This window comes from Paenibacillus puldeungensis (genome assembly GCF_042678945.1).
In the GTDB taxonomy this organism is placed as follows: Bacteria; Bacillota; Bacilli; order Paenibacillales; family Paenibacillaceae; genus Fontibacillus; species Fontibacillus puldeungensis.
Genome location: NZ_JBHTLM010000002.1, coordinates 252426 through 271284, shown reverse-complemented (window position 1 = coordinate 271284; position 18859 = coordinate 252426). Strand labels below are relative to the sequence as shown.

At 47.8% G+C, this 18859-nt stretch carries 12 protein-coding genes and 3 riboswitches; of the genes, 6 read left to right on the top strand and 6 right to left on the bottom strand.

The features are described from left to right. Nucleotides 1–130: 130 nt before the first annotated feature. The 3 genes from ACFQ3W_RS03920 to udk all read left to right on the top strand — a co-directional run bounded on the left by ACFQ3W_RS03920 (nucleotide 131) and on the right by udk (nucleotide 3234). Complete coding sequence (locus ACFQ3W_RS03920; protein WP_379316816.1) at nucleotides 131–823, top strand: response regulator transcription factor; 693 nt, start codon at nucleotides 131–133, stop codon at nucleotides 821–823. Next, nucleotides 813–2072 carry a sensor histidine kinase gene (locus ACFQ3W_RS03915; RefSeq protein WP_379316814.1) on the top strand — a complete coding sequence of 420 codons (1260 nt, stop codon included), beginning with the start codon at nucleotides 813–815 and terminating at the stop codon, nucleotides 2070–2072. Before ACFQ3W_RS03920 ends, ACFQ3W_RS03915 begins: the two co-directional genes overlap by 11 nt. Before the next feature lie 541 nt (nucleotides 2073–2613). After that, complete coding sequence (gene udk / locus ACFQ3W_RS03910; protein WP_379316812.1) at nucleotides 2614–3234, top strand: uridine kinase; 621 nt, start codon at nucleotides 2614–2616, stop codon at nucleotides 3232–3234. 56 nt (nucleotides 3235–3290) lie between these two features. On the opposite strand, the gene ACFQ3W_RS03905 is transcribed toward udk, so the two are convergent. Both ACFQ3W_RS03905 and ACFQ3W_RS03900 read right to left on the bottom strand, forming a co-directional pair. After that, nucleotides 3291–3911 carry a DUF2812 domain-containing protein gene (locus ACFQ3W_RS03905; protein ID WP_379316810.1) on the bottom strand — a complete coding sequence of 207 codons (621 nt, stop codon included), beginning with the start codon at nucleotides 3909–3911 and terminating at the stop codon, nucleotides 3291–3293. 16 nt (nucleotides 3912–3927) lie between these two features. Next, on the bottom strand, nucleotides 3928–4245 hold the full coding sequence (locus ACFQ3W_RS03900) for a PadR family transcriptional regulator (RefSeq protein WP_379316808.1): 318 nt from the start codon (nucleotides 4243–4245) through the stop codon (nucleotides 3928–3930). A 204-nt stretch (nucleotides 4246–4449) separates the two neighbouring features. On the opposite strand from ACFQ3W_RS03900, the gene ACFQ3W_RS03895 reads away from it, so the two are divergent. Next, nucleotides 4450–5031: a CGNR zinc finger domain-containing protein gene (locus ACFQ3W_RS03895; RefSeq protein WP_379316806.1), complete on the top strand. Its 582-nt coding sequence runs from the start codon at nucleotides 4450–4452 to the stop codon at nucleotides 5029–5031. A gap of 135 nt (nucleotides 5032–5166) precedes the next feature. Next, nucleotides 5167–5255: riboswitch (cyclic di-GMP riboswitch) on the top strand. Nucleotides 5256–5336: 81 nt separating this feature from the next. Further along, nucleotides 5337–5423, top strand: a riboswitch (cyclic di-GMP riboswitch). An 85-nt stretch (nucleotides 5424–5508) separates the two neighbouring features. After that, nucleotides 5509–6162, top strand: a complete 654-nt coding sequence (locus ACFQ3W_RS03890) for an anthrax toxin lethal factor-related metalloendopeptidase (protein ID WP_379316804.1) — start codon at nucleotides 5509–5511, stop codon at nucleotides 6160–6162. A gap of 61 nt (nucleotides 6163–6223) precedes the next feature. Here ACFQ3W_RS03890 and ACFQ3W_RS03885 read toward each other — a convergent pair whose 3' ends face one another. After that, nucleotides 6224–11572, bottom strand: a complete 5349-nt coding sequence (locus ACFQ3W_RS03885; RefSeq protein WP_379316802.1) for a MucBP domain-containing protein — start codon at nucleotides 11570–11572, stop codon at nucleotides 6224–6226. A 148-nt stretch (nucleotides 11573–11720) separates the two neighbouring features. Next, a riboswitch (cyclic di-GMP riboswitch) is annotated at nucleotides 11721–11815 on the bottom strand. 411 nt (nucleotides 11816–12226) lie between these two features. On the opposite strand from ACFQ3W_RS03885, the gene ACFQ3W_RS03880 reads away from it, so the two are divergent. Next, entirely contained in the window at nucleotides 12227–12715 is a 489-nt protein-coding gene (locus ACFQ3W_RS03880; RefSeq protein WP_379317205.1) for an HPP family protein, read from the top strand. 347 nt (nucleotides 12716–13062) lie between these two features. Here ACFQ3W_RS03880 and ACFQ3W_RS03875 read toward each other — a convergent pair whose 3' ends face one another. The 3 genes from ACFQ3W_RS03875 to ACFQ3W_RS03865 are packed head-to-tail and all read right to left on the bottom strand — an operon-like array spanning nucleotide 13063 to nucleotide 18579. Further along, a complete protein-coding gene (locus tag ACFQ3W_RS03875; protein WP_379316800.1) occupies nucleotides 13063–15981 on the bottom strand; it encodes a methyl-accepting chemotaxis protein in 2919 nt (972 codons plus the stop codon). 31 nt (nucleotides 15982–16012) lie between these two features. Then, entirely contained in the window at nucleotides 16013–16504 is a 492-nt protein-coding gene (locus ACFQ3W_RS03870) for a chemotaxis protein CheW (protein ID WP_379316798.1), read from the bottom strand. A 44-nt stretch (nucleotides 16505–16548) separates the two neighbouring features. Next, nucleotides 16549–18579, bottom strand: coding sequence for a chemotaxis protein CheW (locus ACFQ3W_RS03865; protein ID WP_379316796.1), 2031 nt, complete (start codon nucleotides 18577–18579; stop codon nucleotides 16549–16551). Between the last annotated feature and the right edge of the window lie 280 nt (nucleotides 18580–18859).

The following is an 18859-nucleotide window of genomic DNA, read 5'->3' as shown; positions in this document are numbered from 1 at the left end:
CTATTTCCTCCTATCGGATTTAAAACTCATAGATCATTTCCACGCCTCATGCAGTGAGTATAAATACCGATTATTTAAATTCTCTTAAAAATGTGTGCTGTGCTAAAATGAAGGCAAGAGAAAGGTAGGGATGGATATGCGGGTGCTTGTAGTAGAGGATGACTCCTCTTTGCTCAAAGTAATCCGGGACATCTTTGAAAGCGAAAACTTCACGACCGATGGTGCGGACCATGGGGAGGAAGGTTATTTTTTGGCCCAGCAGGGTGTGTATGATCTGCTCATCCTGGATGTCATGCTGCCCGGAATGAGCGGCGTAGAAATCATAAAAAGGTTAAGGGCCCAATCCTTGCTGGTTCCCATTATTCTGCTGACAGCGAAGGATGCCCCCCAGGATCTCGTATCCGGCCTGGATGCCGGAGCGGACGATTATATCACTAAACCGTTCGTGGTATCGGAACTGCTCGCCCGAACACGGGCCGTTCTCCGAAGAAGAGGGTCGCTCGGTCACGAGGGGGATTTAGCCTGCGGCTCTATTCGGCTTGTACCTGCTGCCAGGGACGCTTTCCATGAAGATACTCCGCTTCACCTGACCGCAACGGAATATAAGCTGTTGGAATATTTTCTGTGCAATAAAGACCAGATATTAACCCGCGAACAAATTTTTAACCGGGTATGGGGCTTTGATTCGGACTCTGCAATCTCGGCGATCGACGTATACATTCATCTGCTGCGCAAAAAACTGTCGGCTTACATGGATCCTTCGTTTCTGCAAACGGTGCGCGGGATCGGGTATATGTGCAAGGGCGATGCGCATGTTCAATAACACACGTAGAAAGCTCGCGCTGCTGAACACGCTCGTTTTCCTGCTGATTCTCGCGATTCTCGGCACCTTGCTGTATGTTCACATGCGGTACCGTCTGATCCACGAGGTCGACGAAAATTTGACCAGCGCGAAGCACCAGATCGAATCCAGCAGCGATACATCAGACTATCTACCCATGAATCAACAGCAAAGTGACGATCGCGATGAGAAAACTTGCTATCTTTTGTGGGATGCCGAGGGGCATTTGCTGGCTCAATTTCCGCAGAAGGCTTTTTCTCCCGCGCAAATCAAGCAGCTCTATGCCCATCTCGATACGACCGCGATGAGGACCGTGTCCCTGGAAGACCACAGCTTTCGTATGCTGCACTTTACTAGTGGGCCTATCCCGGGTTATGAAAAAACCGCCTCCATGAGCATTATGAGCAGCCTGGAGGATGTTAACCATACGCTGTTCGTACTGCTTAAGGACATTCTCATCGGACTTGCAGCCGGAGCCGTCATCTCCACAGCAGCAGGGCTGTTTCTGGCGGGCCGTGCACTTGTACCTATCCGAAACTCCTGGGACAAGCAGCAGCAATTTGTAGCTGATGCTTCCCATGAGCTCCGCACGCCTGCCGCCATCATCCAAGCGCAAACGGAAATGCTGCTTCGCCAGCCGTCTCATACTATAGAAGAAGAAAGCCCGCATATTGCTGAGATTTTAAAAGAAAGCCAGAGAATGAGCAAGCTGCTGGGCGATCTGCTGACATTGGCACGTTCCGATTCCAACCAGTTGGAAATCAGCCCCTCCTCTATAGCGCTGGACAAGCTGCTGGGCGAGTTAACTGATCATTTCCAGCTGCTGTCTATCACGAAAGAAATAGAAATTACTGCGGACATTCCATCCCCTCTCCAGCTATGGGGCGATGAAGGCCGAATCCGGCAGCTTCTGATCATCCTGTTGGACAATGCGTTGAAATTTACGCCAGAGAGCGGAAAAATTAAAATTGAAGGCCGCTATCAAGCCAACTCCGTCTATATAAAGATTACAGACAACGGGTGCGGCATCGCCAAAGAAGACCTGCCCCGGATTTTTGAGCGGTTCTATCGCGGGAACAAAGCCCGATCCCACTCGGCGGGCAGCTCCGGACTGGGGCTATCCATCGCCAAGTGGATCGTGGATGTGCACAGTGGAACCATTCGCGTAGACTCCGAGCTTGGTCAAGGGACCGAGGTCGCACTGACCTTCCCACAGAAAAAACCTGTTTAAACGCAGAAGAAGACCCGCAAGGATGGACACTTAGCACAGTGTCCGTCTAGCGAGTCTTCCGTTAGTTTTAAGCAAGTGCATTTCAGCTTAAAACGCCTCCAACTCCGGGTAACACCCTGCGGTTCGCAGCACGCCCCCCGGACAAGTTCAACCTAACGAACCGAGCCAACCTTATTTTGCAAAAAATTCAGTCCAACAATATCTAACGAATCCACGCAACGCTATTTAGACCATCCTGCCACAAATTTCGCTGAAACGGCCCAAATAAAGTGTTCTGAGTTCGTTAGCCTCGTAAAAAACGATAAATCGATGAAATAAGGCTTGCTCAGTTCGTTACCGTTCTCCGGGGGGACGCGAAGCGGGCGGTGGACATTATTCTTGCTGATCTGGCGCCTTGTGGAAAAACCACTCGAATTCCGCCATAAACCTGCCATATTTTAATACCCTTTGAAAAGCCCGGAACAAGGTGAAAAAAAACGCACGCTATGCTACAATACTGGAATGTTAATGGGAAACTGCTTAGGAGGGTAAATACATTACCATGCTTATAATGGGTATCGCCGGCGGCACCGGCTCCGGTAAAACGACTGTAGCCCGCTCTGTCATTGACCAGCTGGGAACGGATAAAGTCACTTTCATCTCGCAGGATAATTATTATAAAGATCAATCTAACCTGAGCATGACCGAACGCGAAATGACCAATTACGATCATCCCTTCGCCTTCGACAACGACCTTCTTGTGCAGCATCTGGAGCTTCTCAAGAAAGGACAAGCGGCCTATGCGCCAGTGTATGATTTTACGATTCACACCCGGTCCGAGAAAACGATTGAGCTGCGGCCGAACAATATTGTCATTGTAGAGGGCTTATTCGTACTATATGATGAGAAGCTGCGGAACCTGCTTAATATCAAAGTGTTTGTGGATACGGACTCCGACGTGCGCATCCTGCGCCGCGTGCTAAGAGACATGGAGGAGCGAGGTCGCTCCATTCATTCGATCCACCAGCAGTACCTGGCAACCGTTAAGCCAATGCACGAAGCGTTCATTGAGCCGTCCAAAAAATACGCCGATCTGATCATCCCTGAAGGAGGACATAATGAGGTCGGCATCCAAATGCTGACGACATTGACTGAGAAGTATCTCGTCAGCGGCAACAGATAAGCTATGGTTCCTGGCTTAAAACGGTCCTGGGGGATATCCCGCCAAGACCGTTTTTTTTATTTTATGGCACGACGGTACAGCAATTTCGCCTTGATCGAAAAGCCGATGTAGAGCAAAATCATGATCGGGAGAAGCATCCAAATGAAGCCCCTACCTATAGCAAACGGTGTCTCAAACAGGAACGAGAACCAAAAGGAGAACCCGGTTTTCTCCCATAACCCTGGAGTATAGTAAAGAGCCTTCGGATTAGTAAACGCCGATAAATCAATCGAATGATTCACTGCTAAAGCGACGAAAATCGGAAACATACAGAGTGCCATGGTAAGCCACATGTGAGAATATCTTTGGTATCGCCCCGCTTTGGAGCGGACATCTGAAAAAATATCATCACTTCCGCTAGCATCGATTTGTTTGAAATACTGAGCTCCCGAATTCTTCGTCCCCGCCACGTGTTTCCATCCGCTATCCTCGAACAGAGTACAGTAATCTATAAAATCCCTCTTCGTTTTGAACGTCCGGTAGTCAATCCGGATGATGGCATTTTCCGGCTCGGTCTCGATGAATCCATAACTAGTATCCTTACCTACTAGAGCAAAGCCTTTTTGGGCCATCTCATTCAGCCACTTTTCTTCCTTTTCAAAATTCATAAAACACTTCAGTACTCTCCGTATTTTCATGCCTAATCCCTCCCGTTCAATTTCCATACAAAAATGGTTTGGTTACTTGAAGCATGTGCTGCATCCGTTCATAATCATGGCGAAGTATGGCCCTTCCTTGTTCCGTAATTACGTACACCTTCCGGCGGCTGTCCTCACTTCTAACCGGCTGTATATACTTCAGCTTCATCAAGTTCTCAATCGCTCCATAAAGCGTACCCGCCGCCATTTTGACCTCGCCACCACTTAATTCCTCAACCTTCTGCATGATCAAATATCCATGGGCAGGCTCCATCAGAGCCAACAATATATAAAAGACCGTCTCCGTGAGCGGCAAATTTTTATCTCTGCTCATTTCTTCACTCCTCTTTATTCAGTTTCACTATATATCGTTTGACTGTATAGTTAAACTATATACAGTTTGACTGCATATTGCAATAGTAAACTCAATTTTCTTCTACTCTTTTCACAAGATAAGTTATAATAGTGACTACAAAAGCTAACCTCTTAGGTTCCATTTTACTGGTTAGGCCCAAATCATCTGTTAGGAGCCTTGCGCATGAATGATACGAACAAGTTTCCGCTGATCTCGGGGAATCCTTCCCTCGATTTAGTAAATACCGAGCTGGTAAGACGGGGTCAGCGTCATGATCTGTTGACCTCGCTTGATGATGTCATGGATTGGCTAAATGTCGAGGCGGAGTGCTTAGGCATTGACGATATGCTTTTAGGGGAAGTTGGCCCTAGGGAGAGGCAGCTTATTTCCTGCATTTTGGAGCTGCGCGCGATGTTAAGAAAGCAATTTGAGCAGATTGCAGACGGGCATCCGATATCCAATCATTTTATTGCGTATTTAGAGACTAAAATTGAACGCGCCCCGTTCACCTACAAGCTCAAAAACCAAACGCTGCTTCCAGTACCCGTTGGAAAAGTGGAAGATGCCATCGGCTCCCTGATCGCCTACGATGCATTAACCTTGATACAAAGCCAAAAGCTGGACTATCTCAAGCACTGCTCCAATCCGGATTGCGTGCTTCTCTTTATTGATGAGAGCGGGAGACGCAAATGGTGCTCCATGCAAATCTGCGGAAACCGCAAGAAGGCCGCCCGTTTTCAGCATCGCAAGGCAAGCGAAGAGTGACATTTTCATAGGAAAAGAGCACTATGCCACTTCGACATTTTTTTGCAAAAAAAGGCTTGACTATCTAGTCTATTAGACTTAATCTGAAACTAGATTTATATATTTATTGTTATGTTAAAATTTTATATTTCTTGTGTTGATCAAGGGCAAACCCATTGAAAAGTGGGGACGCAAAGCTATAGGGGTTAAGGCGATAATTCTCGCTAAGCCAGCCAGTTACCGAACAAGAGGCCAGCGTTTTATACGTTGTATGGTGACCTTCTTATTTCGGTAAGAAGGTTTTTTGTGTAAATCTACTTTTTTCATATTGATAAAGGCAAACCCACTCGAAAGATGGGGACGCAAAGCTACAGGGGCTACTACGTTAATCGTAACGCCAGCCAGTTGCCGATATGGAAGCGGAACGTAATCTTGGATTTCGTCTCTTCCTGAATCGGTTAGTATGCATCATTCGATGCCATTCGGGAGGACGCCGAGATGAAACGGATCTATTATTTGGTAATTGCACTTATTCTTTCTATGAATCTAGCAGTTGTTCCGGCATATGCTGAAGACAACCATTCCCTGGTGAACGACATTGTCGTACTGCCGCAGGCTGACTATAACAAGACTGAAGCAGGCAAAATGATTGACCATCTCTCCTTAATTCCCGCTTCCATGCTCAAGGGTCTGAAGGACAGCAGCGTAAAGATCAAACTGGTTAACGGCAAGATCACGGATGAGCCGGAGTTTTCACAGTATAAAGGCGTTACTCCAAGAGGCTGGGAAGGCACCGGACTTACTTGGGATGATGTGCCGGGCGTAAGCTCCAACATCGTTATCGTAAGAATCGGCTACAGTGACAAAGGCAAGGGCCACAACGGACAAAACCTGGAGCTTCATGAAGTTTTTCATGCGATCGACAGATTGGTACTGAACAATATCAGCTCGTCTTCGGCATTTACCGACATCTGGAAGAAAGAATCCGGCGTTGATTATAAAGGCGACGGTTATGTATCGGTATACTCGACTGAATATTTCGCCGAGACCGCAACTCTATATCTATATAGCGACAAAACACGGAGCCATCTAAAGAAGGACATGCCTCTGACCTATGAATTTTTGGACAAGCTGTTCTCAAATGCAAAATGATCGATAAACAACAGGCTCCCTTCCGGTTTTGATGTAACCGAAAGGGAGCCTGCTTCATTTTTTACGGATAGATCCGGTTCGACTTAACCTCTTTCCAAACCTCGATTCCAGATTCTTGTTTGGAATACTCGTGATGGTTGGTTGCCTCAAGCATGTCATAGTAGTACCAGCTACCGTAGACATTGTCTGGCCACATCTTGGCGTTCTTATGAATACCGTCTTTATCGACTTTTCTGTTCAGAACGCTGTTGATGAAGGCTGCGGCTTCCGCCCGAGTGATGTATTGGTTTGGCTTGAACGTTCCGTCCGTGTATCCTTTAATCCAGCCTTTGTTGGCTGCGGAGGCGATATATTTCTCTGCCCAGTGCCCTGTAATATCCGTGAACTTATCGTTCTTCCGCTCGTCAAGCTTATCAAAGCGGGAAGCGATCGCCGCGAACTCGGCTCTGGTAATATATTGTCCCGGTTTAAAGGCGCCGCCCGGATATCCTGTAATCACCTTGGCGTTCTCCATCGTTGAGATATGCTTGTTGGACCAACGCGTAGCTCCGACGTCAGAGAGGGAAGTGCCAGTTTTCAGGTATTGAGTACGGCTGCTGTCATCCAGCAATCGGTAGAAAATCGCTGCAACTTCTTCACGGGTAATGTTATTGAGCGGCTTCACAGAGCCGTCCGGGTACCCGTTAATGTAATCATAGTGGTTCTCTGTTTCAAGCTTCGGCGGAACGGCCGGAAGCGGTGGCAATGCAGGCAATGGAGCTACAGATGGCGTACTCGGTGAGCTGGAACCTCCCGAACCGCCCGGATTTCCTGGATTTGACGAATTTCTAGTGTAGTAGAAAATATACTCAGGGCTTTCCTGCTCTTTAAACGTGTAGGAATCGGTTGTTTTCACCGGAGTGTAGCCGGATACCGATACAGCCGTCAGAGTTTTCGTCTCCCCTGGTTTGCCGGTAACTACCGTTGGACTTGCAAGCTGCAGGTTTGTTCCGCTCTCCAAATATTTCACCGTTAATTTCCGATCAGCAGCCGGTGCATCCTTCTTGTAATAGAAGGTGTAGCTCTGCTCGCGGCCTTCGCCTAAAATGTAGTCTTCGCTGGCAACCTCAGGCGTATATCCCTTAACTGTTGCTGCCGTAAGAGTTAGCTTAGTGCCCGGTTTGCCGGTAATTACTTTTCGTTCAGCTATATCGGTATTGGTATCCCGATCAACATAGGTGACGTAGAGATTTACCAGATCGGCCGGTACTCCCTTGTTGTAGTAGATGGTGACATCCTGTTTCGGTTCGAATGATAATTCAAATCCGTACTCAGGTTGTTCCGGGATATATACCGCACCAGTGACCGTGATCGGCTCAGGGTAAACTACAAATGTTTTATTGGCTTTTCCCATCTTCGTCGTTGAATCAATGATTTCAGTATTCGATTCTCTGTCGACGTGATGGATCGTTACCACAACATCCAAACCTTCATCCTGAGTATACTCAAATACATATTCCTGCTCCGGAGCATCGGTGAACGTGTACGGCACTTTATAGGCATGTGGCTTGTAGACCGCTCCTGTTACTGTATCCGTGTGATCCACCGCTTCGAGTATAGTTTCTTCGCCCACTTTGCCTACGATCTTGGTTGGCTCCATCAGCTCTTTGCCTGTTACTTTATCGACATATTTTACGGTCAAAGTTCTGTTGTTATCCGGCGCGTTCTTGGTGTAGTAGAAGATGTATGGCGCATTGCTTACACCAAGTGTGTAGCTGTCGCTTGGTTTTTGCGGGGTGTAGCCCGCAATGTCCTTCGCTTCCAGCTTAACCTCTTGGCCGGTTAAGCCTGTAACCGTCGTCGGATCAGCTAGTTTCTCGTTAGTATCCAACTCCAAGTACTGTACTTCCAAGCTTTGCTCGTTCGCCGTGTAGTAGAAGGTGTACTCGTTGCCCTCGGCTTTCACTGTGTATTCCACCGAGTCCTTGTTTTCCGGGGTGTAGCCCGGAACGTCGGCAGCTTTCAGAGTTACCGTTTCGCCGGTAGTCCCTTTCACACTTTCCGCTGGGGCAATTTCCTTGCCAGTACTACGTTCAACGAACTTCACATTTACGGTCTGCTCGCTCGCTTTGTAGTAGAAGATGTACGGAACATTTTCTACATCAAACGTGTAGCTGTCACTTGGTTTTACCGGGGTGTAGCCAGCGATGTCCAAGGCCTTCAGCTCAACCGTTTCACCGGTTACACCTGTGACCGTTGTCGGCTTAGCAAGTTCTTTGTCAGTACCTTCCTCCAAATACTGTACTTCCAAGCTTTGCTTGTTCCCCGTGTAGTAGAAGGTGTATTCGTTGTTGCCTTCGGCTTTCACCGTGTAATCGAAGGTCGCGTTTTCCGGGGTGTAGCCCGGAACATCAGCGGCTTTCAGGGTAACGGATTTGCCCGTGATTCCTTTTACACTTTCCGCTTTAGCAATTTCTTTCCCTGAACTACGGTCTACGAACTTGACATTTATGGTCTGTTCGCTCGCTTTGTAGTAGAAGGTGTACGGAACATTTTCTACATCAAAAGTGTAGCTGTCACCTGGTTTTAACGGGGTGTAGCCCGCAATGTCCAAAGCCTTCAGCTGAACTGTTTCACCGGTTACACCAGTAACCGTCGTAGGATCAGCCAGCTTCTCCTTTGTACCTTCCTCCAAGTACTGTACTTCCAAGCTTTGCTTGTTCCCCGTGTAGTAGAAGGTGTATTCGTTGTTGCCTTCGGCTTTCACTGTGTAATCGAAGGTCGCGTTTTCCGGTGTGTAGCCCGGAACATTAGCGGCTTTCAGGATAACGGATTTGCCCGTGACTCCTTTTACCGTTTCCGCTTTGGCAATTTCTTTCCCTGAACTACGGTCTACGAACTTCACATTCACGGTCTGCTCATTTGCTTTGTAGTAGAAGACATACGGAATATTTTCTACGCCAAGCTTGTAGCTGTCGCTTGATTTCAGCGGAGTGTAGCCCGCGATGTCCTTCGCCTTCAGTTCGACCGTCTCACCGGTGACCCCAGTTACCGTGATTGGTTCGGCAAGGACTTCATCCGTCTCCTGCTCCCGATACTCCACTCGAACGCTTTGCTTGTTCGCGGTGTAGTAGAAGGTAAATTCATTGCCTGCGGCTTTAAATGTGTACTCAGCAGTCTTACTTTCCGGGGTGTAGCCCGGAACATCCTCTGCCTTCAGAGGTATCGTTTGACCGGTAACTCCAGGTACATTTTGAGCCGGTGCAATTTCATTTCCTGTCTTCCGATCCACGAACTTCACGTTTACGGTTTGCTTGCTCGCTGTGTAGTAAAAGATATACGGAGCATTCTCGGTGCCAAGCGTGTAGCTGTGTCCTTCTTCAAGCGGGGTGTAGCCCGCGATCTCAAGGGCCTTCAGCTCGACCGTTTCACCGGTTACGCCTTTCACCGTGGTTGGCTTAGCAAGTTCTTTGTCAGTACCTTGCTCCAGGTAGCGCACTTCTACGCTTTGCCCTTGAGCCGTGTAGTAGAAGGTGTACTCGTTGTTACCTTCGTCTTTAACCGTGTAATCGAAGGTCGCGTTTTCCGGTGTGTAGCCCGGAACTTTTGCTGCCTCCAAAGTTATTTTTTGACCGGTGGTCCCTTTTACCGTTTCCGCAGGGGCAATTTCCTTCCCTGACTTCTTATCCACAAACTTCACTTTCACTTCCTGCTCGCTGGCCTTGTACCAGAACGTATGCACTTGGTTCGGTTCAGATGTGAACGTGTACTCCAGCTTTTCAGGAGCTACTACGCTATACCCTGGAAGCTGTGGAGCTTCCAAAGCTACCTTGGAACCTGGCAGACCTTTTTTCTCTACAGGAGCTTGCAGTTCCTTACTTGAGCCTTGCTCGAGATATTTTACGGTTAGTTTCTGTTCAACTGCTTCCGTATAGCCGAACCAGATAACTGGCGTTGGATTCGTTGCAGTGAGTTTCACCGTTGTAGGATTTTGCCCTACTTTAAGCTGGTAGCCGGTTACCTCTTTGGCTGCTACGGAATAATCCTTAGAGCCGATTGGCAAAGCTTCGCTACCGTTTTGATCCTTGTAGTACTCGCTATAAAGCGCGGCTGCAAACTCCGGAGACTCGACTTCAACACCCTCGGCGTTGATCGGCTTGCCGTTCGCATTGACCTTATAGCCCTTCATGAGGATGGAACCATTGCCGATGCTTACCTTCGGCACCTCAAAATCCTTCGAAGTCTTCTGGTTGTTGACATTGGTATATTCCAAAGTCGTCTTGCCGTTCGTCGGATAGAGGACGTTAGAAACCGGGTTTTTGGATGAATCAATAATTACTTTGTAAGTAAATGTGGCAGGCTCTCCCTCAGCAATATTGCCGACGTTCCAAATAAATTTCTCAGTCGAGGCGTCCCAAGTGACCGTCCCTTGCGATACGGTATAATCCTGAGGGCTAATTTGTCCGCCCTTCAGTTTGAGGTTGAACATATCTCCCATCGGATCAATGACTCTGGCATCTTGAGCCGCATAAGCGATTTTTCCAGCCATTTCGCGGAAAATCTTGTTTAGATCGTCGCTGTTCGCCGGGAAATATCCTTCGCTCTGAACGTCTTTGAGCACATTTAGCGCATCACTATTGTCAGAAACGTCTAGACCAACCGAGAAAATTTTGAAGCCTGCGTCTTTAGCGATTTTTGCTTCGGAAATGGTACCAATCCCGTTATCTTGAACGGTAAAGCCGTTGATTTTGTATGATTTGATCCCGAAATCGCCACCGGATCCAAGCATGTTGCCATAATCGAAATCCGTGATAGCAAATCGATATTTACTATTAGGCCAAGTAAAGCCAACAGCCTTCTTTCCCTTGTAGCTGTATGTAGGCTCACCGTCACTTAATACGACGATTATTTTGTTCTCGGCCGAGCTGCTATTGAGCATCTCACGGGCGCTTTTTAAACCCGCCTGGATATTTGTTCCGCCATCCGGATTGATTTGATCGATAGCATTCTTTAGTTCACCCTTCTGTTCAGATCCCTTAAAATCAGAAACCTTTGAGGCTGAATCGCTAAAGGATACTACGGCAATCCGGTTAGATGAGCCGTTTAACAGCAAATTGTCCACGAATTTCTTCGCAGCTGCTTTAGCATTATCCATCTTGTAAGCCGGTTCCCACCATTTGCCGCCCATACTCCCCGACTTATCGATGACCAGCACCACGTCGGAACTAGTCCGAACGTTTTTCCCTTCGGCTTTCAGGGTAATCTCCCACTCGCCCGGGTTACCGGTGGCTTTAGCCGTTTTACTGAGCTGAATCGCGCCGGGATTAGGCCAGACCGGGTCGCTTGAGCTTGCGCCAAAGACGGACATTGGGCTTAAAAATAACGAAAATAAGCATAACCAAGAAATTGCAATTTTTAACCCGCGTTTCATAAGTTCCTCCTCATTTTTTCATAAAAATCCTCCCTTTCAGGCACTAAGTCTCTACCCTCCTTACTTTCAGGTATCTATATCTCTCGGATAAATCCGCTGAGATGCGAGGGAAAATAAAAAAACGGCTGCATAAACAACGTAAACATTGTTATGCAGCCGGACGGTCATTAATCCATAAAAAGTGGATCCTTAGACTCCAAGGCTTTGCGACCTAATCTTTCGATTAGTGTGCCCAATTATTCAATTACTGGCGGGTGGGTTCCTTGGGAGTCATAATATGCCATTAAAATTGTAGACATTTCCAAATATATTTCAAAAAAAAATAATTGTCAACACAGAAAAATGATAAATATTTCATAGGCAAAAAGAATCAGATTACGACAAGAATCACACCGGGAATTCAGCAAAATTCCGTATTATGCTGCAATTTTGGCGAAAATCCGAGAAGAGGGATTCCGGTTCTATTGCTGAGATTTACGCGTTCACAAAACTAACCATTAATTTAATGTTTGACAGGTTAGTTTATTTCGTGTAAATTTAATTGCAGGAAAAAGGAGGGAAATAGATTTGAATCGAACAACTGTAGTCGAGAGAGAGCTTGAGAAGAAAGAGGTAACATTAGGATCTACGCTTAGTTACCGTTATTTCAGTAAAATGAAGGGTCAAGGCAAAAGCCCACTTAAGGTCAATGTAAAGGATGCTGCAACCGGATTGATCGGAGGGTTTCTGACGATTTTCACTCTGTTTTTACTAACCATAGCTACCTCATCAGAGTGGTTAATGGCTCCCTTTGGAGCGAGCTGTGTTCTGGCCTTCGGAATTTGGAATGCCCCGTTCTCGCAGCCGCGGAATATTATCGGCGGTCACTTCGTGTCCTCGCTGATAGGGATATTGTCGTACCAGTGGTTTGGAACGACTTCATGGGCAATCGGCCTTGCCGTCGGGTTAGCCATTGCTGTGATGATGCTAACCAAAACGACCCACCCGCCGGCCGGTGCGGACCCGCTCGTTATCATGCTGGGCCATATGGGCTGGAGCTACCTTATTTCACCCGTACTCATCGGCTCTATTGTTATCGTAGTCTTCGCCTTGTTGATTAACAATTTTCGTCAGGATCGGGCATATCCGACATTTTGGAGATAGACGACACAATATTTAACTGTAAAAAATGCAGCTAATCAGGGCCAAAAATCGAAATCTTTCGAGATAGTTGTAAAAAGTGCATTTAAAACCCGCCCTCATCACTCTCAACAGCCCATATGGGCATTTTAACTGCACTTTTTGCATTTATTTCTCTTCACCCGCATGAAACCGGGAGATTAGCTGCACAAAATACAACTACTCCAAAGCTGAACCGGTACGGCAGCCGCAACCGGGCTGCAATGACCGAGTCGCAATGATATTTCTGATAAAAAAGGAGAGAGCCGCCAAGGCTCCCTCCTCTTTAAACATTCATCCCATTAATAACCCTATATATTCAAGTATTTGGGTTAGTATTTCCCAAAGTCCGGACCGGACAATGAGATCTTCGGTCTAGCAGACGATTCATATCTCATGCTCTCGCCAATTCCACTCCCGGACTTGCGTTCATTCATGCTTTGAAGCAGGCTGATGACTTCAGGCGGTAGTCCTTCCAATGCGCGATTGTACCCAAAGCTGACCTTTTTCAGCTTAAATTTACCCACCATTTCATTGAGCATTTCCGCCTGGCTGGACAGCTCCTCGCTCGCTGCCGCGCTTTCCTCTGAGGTAGCGGAGTTCGTCTGTACTACATTGGAAACCTGCTGAATGCCTTGGTTAATTTGGGCAATCCCCAGAGCCTGCTCGTTGGACGCCACCGCAATTTCACCGACAAGATCGGCCGCTTTCGCGACGACATCGACGATTGTATTGAGCGCACCCGCCGTTTCGCTGGCGATCTTCGTGCCGTCCTCTGCCTTCTTGATCGATCCCTCGATGAGGACCGTCGTCTCCTTGGCTGCATTCGCCGATCTGGCCGCCAGATTCCGGACTTCTTCAGCCACAACGGCAAAGCCTTTGCCGTGCTGACCTGCCCGCGCCGCTTCCACCGCGGCGTTCAAAGCGAGCAAGTTGGTCTGGAAAGCAATTTCGTCGATGACCTTGATAATTTTCGCGATATTGCTGGACGATTCATTGATTTCATTCATCGCTCCCAGCATTTCCTTCATGCGCTCGTTGCCGTTGATCGCATCTGTTTTGGCCGCCAAAGCCATTTCGTTGGCTTGGTTGGCATTATCCGCATTCTGGCGGGTTTGGGCCGAGATCTGCTCCAGCGATGCGGTCAGTTCCTGAACCGCACTAGCTTGCTCCGTCGAACCTTGGGACAAAGCCTGTGCAGAATCCGATACCTGTCTTGCTCCGGCGGACACTTGGGTAGCAGCGTTGTTGATATCGTTCAGAACCTCGTTGAAGGATTGAATAATATGATTCAAAGAGTTTTTGATTTCTTCAAAATCACCCTTGTATTCCGAATTGATCTCTACAACCATATTGCCGCTGGCCATTTCGGTCAAGGTGCTGCTGATTTCGCTTATGTTCGCCGCCAGGCTCGTGATCGTCTCGTTGAGCGCAAGCTTGATTTTAGCATGGTCGCCTTTGTAGTCGCCCTTCACCCGAACCTGAAAGTTGCCTTTGGCCATTTCCTCAAGCACAGCCGCCGATTCCTGAATCGGCTCGATCGCGGAATGAAGTGTTTGGTTAATGCCGTCGATGATTTTTTGAAACTCGCCGTCATGACTGGACCCATCGATTCTCACGTCCAGTTTGCCTTCAACAGCCGCATTGGAAAGCATAAGGATATCTTCGATCATCCGGCTGATGGCATCCTTCGCTTTTTCCAAATTACCGTCGATTGTAGCGAAGTTGTTATGGGTTTCCAGCGTATGCTCGTCCGCTTCTCCAAGACGGAAATCCATGTTGAGGTTACCTTGTGCCAGCAGCTCAAGATTGTGAGCAAGGCGCTGAATTTCGGTCTTCATGTACTGACTGTTCCGCAAAATAGGCGTCAGATCGCTAACGACCTCGACATAGCCGACTACGTCGCCCTTCTTGTTGCGCAGGAACGAGGTATCCTGTTTGCAGCTCATGCCGCACCAGTCGAAATAGCTCTCGCCCTTGCCTTTTTGCAGCTGCTTAATGCCGCAATTCGGCGTGTTGCAGATGTTGGCCCCGGCATGGCTGCACGCCATCCCATAGCCGTCCGCGCGTTCCTTGACGGTGCCCTGGTCGATCATCAGCTTCTCAAACTGCTTGTTCATGTAAGTCCAGTTCATATCTCTGTCCGTCACATGAATCGGGAACGGCACCGCATCAATAATCGCCTCGTACCACAGGTTCCGCTCATGCACCGTATCCAGCGTTTGATTGAAGCCTTCAACAATTTTACCATACTGTCCATCATGCAAAGATGCATCCGCCCGGGTATCCAGCTTGCCTTGAATCGCGGCTTCGGACAGCATGGACACGTCGGAAAGGAGTCCCCCGATGGCTCCCTTTGTTTTTGCTAGATTTTGATTGATTTTTACAAAATGGTCCCGCGCTTCCTCCGTGAAAGAATCTGCTTCGCCCACTTCCATGTGGAAATTCAAATCTCCTCTAGCCAGCAAATCGAGATTCTCCGCCAGACGATCAACTTCCGCCTTAATGTATTCATTCACCCGCAGTATCGAAGTCAGGTCCGTCACAACCTCCACGTAACCAACCACTTCGCCCTTTCTGTTGCGAAGGAAGGACGTATCTTGTTTGCAGCTCATTCCGCACCAGTCAAAATAGCTTTCCATATTGCCCTTTTGCAGCTGCTTAATGCCGCAGTTCGGCGTGCTGCAGATGGTTGCTCCTGCGTGGCTGCACTGTTTACCATAACCGCCCCCGCGGTTTTCCACAACGCCCTGATCGATCATCAGCTTTTCAAACGCTTTATTCATATGCGTCCAGTTCATTTCTTTATCCGTCACATGAATCGGAAATGGCACAGCATCGATAATCGCCTCATACCATGACATTTTGTCAAAAAAAGCGTCCAGAATGCCATTCACATTCTCTAGCGTGGTTTTGAAACCGCCCGTCAGGCGTGAAGACTCCGCTCGAACATCAAAATTGCCCTTTGCTGCCGATTCGGCAAGACGTTTCATATGGGTCAGAAACTCTGTGGTTCCTTCCTCCCGATCTCGTACCACCTTTTCCATTTGACCAAGCCGACCCTGAACGGTTCTAACAATATAGATTCCAGTCCCAATCAAGGCTACCGCCCCAAAGACAACTGCCAGCTTCGCCCCTGCCGTATCGACAGCAAGGTAACCCATTACTGTAAGGAAAACGCCAAACAATACCATTGCCGCCATACCGCTATAGAGCTTGGTACTGATACTTACACTCTGTGTCTCTTTCATTCTCCATCATGCCTCCTGGTACATTCGATTATTAACGTGTGATTTGGTCGATCTCGTCTTCATTCAACAGCTTGTCACAATCCAGAAGCAGCTTGACTTCATTGCCTACCTTGCCGATGCCTTTGATGTAACGGTTCCCCCCTTTTTGAAGTTCAGGAGGTGGGGTAATGTCTCCATCGGCAATATCAAGCACCTCAGAAACACGGTCAACAATCAGACCGACGGACACCTCAAGCAGCTCTACAACGATAATGCAGGTCCGATCATTGTAAGCTCTTGGACTTTTTTTGAAGCGGAGCCGCACGTCCATCACCGGAATAATCTTGCCTCTGAGGTTAATGATCCCTTTGATATAATCAGGAAGCTCCGGCACCTCGGTAATCGCCTGGATTCCAATAATTTCAGTGACATGCTTGATTTCGATTCCGTAGTATTCAGTATCCAAAGAGAAAGTCAGGTATTTCCCCTTCTGGGTATCCTCTTCCTCCTCAAACTGCTTCACATCTTCCGTGGGCTGTGACATAAGGTCTCCTTTCCGGCCGTGGCCTTGGAAGTATCATGGTTGTATTAATTAAGAAGTCCGGCGATATCCAAAATCAGGCTGACTCGTCCATCTCCAAGCAGCGTGCAGCCTGTTATCCCCCGAATTTTGCGCTTGCTTTTAATATAGGCGGGAAGCGATTTAACGACAGCTTGCTGTTCACCGATCAGCTCATCAGCAAATAAACAAACGGTTTTGTTGCCGCCCTCGACCATCAGCATAATTCCTTCTTCAATGCGGGTGATCCCGGCTCGAACTTTATAAAACTCATGGAGCCTAAGTATCGGGTAGCACTGCCCCCTGATCATCAGCATCTCATTGCCGTCAGGGTCGATAATTACCTCTTTGCCGCTGGCCCGGAAGGATTCCTTGACTGAAGTTGTAGGCACCGTATACGTTGCTTCTCCCACCCGAATGTTCATCCCGTTGACGATGGCGAGGGTTAGCGGGATTTTTAAAATAATGGTCGTTCCTTCGCCCGGCTTACTGTCCACATCAATGGTGCCGCCAATCGCCTCAATGTTCCGGGTGACTACGTCCATCCCTACACCGCGGCCGGAAAATTCGCTAACCCCCTCCTTGGTCGAGAAGCCCGGCAGGAAAACGAGGCTGTATATCTCCTTGTCGCTCATTTCCTCCTCTGGCTTATGTAAAAGGCCGTTTTTTCTTGCTTTTTCGACAATTTTTGCTTTATTCAGGCCTCTTCCATCATCTCGGACAAAAATCAACACCTCCCCGCCTTCGTTTCTTGCTTCTAGCGTCACCGTAGCGATCTCGGACTTTCCCTTAGTCTTTCGTTCGTCCGGCGGTTCCACGCCATGATCGAGCGAGTTGCGAATCAGGTGCATTAACGGATCAGAGATGTGCTCGATAATGTTTCGGTCCACCTCCGTCTCCTCGCCGATAATGACCAGCTCGGCTTCCTTGTTTAGCTTCTTCGTCATATCCCGTATGATCCGGTGCATCTTATGAAAGCTCTGGGCCAGGGGCACCATTCGGATCGACATAACCATGTCCTGCAGCTCATCGATGATTTTGCGATGCTGGCGTGCCGCCTTTTGAAAGTTCTCAAGCATATGCCCCTTCAGATCCGGGTTCTGCGTCACCATCGCTTCGGAAATGACCAGCTCGCCGACCATATCCATTAACAAATCCAGCTTGCGAACATTGACGCTGATTATGGTTTGCTGCGTTGCATTCTGGGATGGGGGCGTTGTCTTTTCCCCACCTGGGCCTTTGTCCGCCGGAGTATGCGGCGATTGCTCCAGCGACTCCGTCGGTCTAGCCTCATCTGCCTTCAATTGCGAGAACTCAAGCCTATGCAGGAACAACGTGCTTTCAAAAAACTCCTGGATTTCAGGCGCACTCCGGTCGGTTTGCAGAGTTACGATAAATCCTTTTTTACGAATAATGTCTGCGCTTTCATCTTCGGTTAAGTTTTCTGGCTCGTGCTGAAAATGATCCGTTAATTCTTTTAACTTATGAATGACACCAAAGGCACGGATGTTCTCCATCTCGCAGCCTTCTTCAAAATGGAGTATGGCCTGATACGTGTAAGCAGACGAGGGGATAATGCCTGGTTCGTCTTGAAAAGATGCGGATTGCTTCGTTTCCAGATTGTCAGCGTGTCCGACGACTGGAATTTCCTCTTGTTTGAGAAAGGACAGAAAGGCCGAGATTTGCTCCTTAAGGTCTGAGGCAAGACCATCGGCTTCATCGCGGTTTTTAATCTTTTCGATCTCTACCTTCATAAAATCGACGCAGGCTAGCAATAGATCGGAAAGCGTGGAATAATCGGCGACCTGCGGTTTGTTTTCCCGTAAAAAATAAAATAAATCTTCAATGCTGTGCGCGAGTGTCGAGATTTCATTAAACATCATCACCGCGGAAGAGCCTTTGATCGTGTGCATGATTCGAAATATTTCATTGATCGAGGCTGGTGGATAGTTGCGTTCCCTTTCGCAGTCCAACAAAGAGCTTTCGAGCTGCTCCAACAGTTGGGATGTTTCAAAAATGTACATCTCCATCATCGATTCTCGGTCAAACGGGGTAGACAAAGAAAAACCTCCTTTGCCCCCTTAAACAACGAGGGACTGTTGAATTTTGTCGACACAGGTCGATATAAGTCGAATTTTAATCCTATTGTACTACGTTTTTTTCGTTATGTGATTCTTTCCTCCCATGGTATTTGTGTCCATTCTGTAGCAATAACAGTTGTGGATTATTTTGGTACAGGCATAGTATAGCTCGGTAGATTTTTCAAAGTGAAAATAGGGGTTCAGTTAATTTCTTCCTTGGCAAGAACCACAAAATGGGCTACTGTTAAAAACAGCCTGA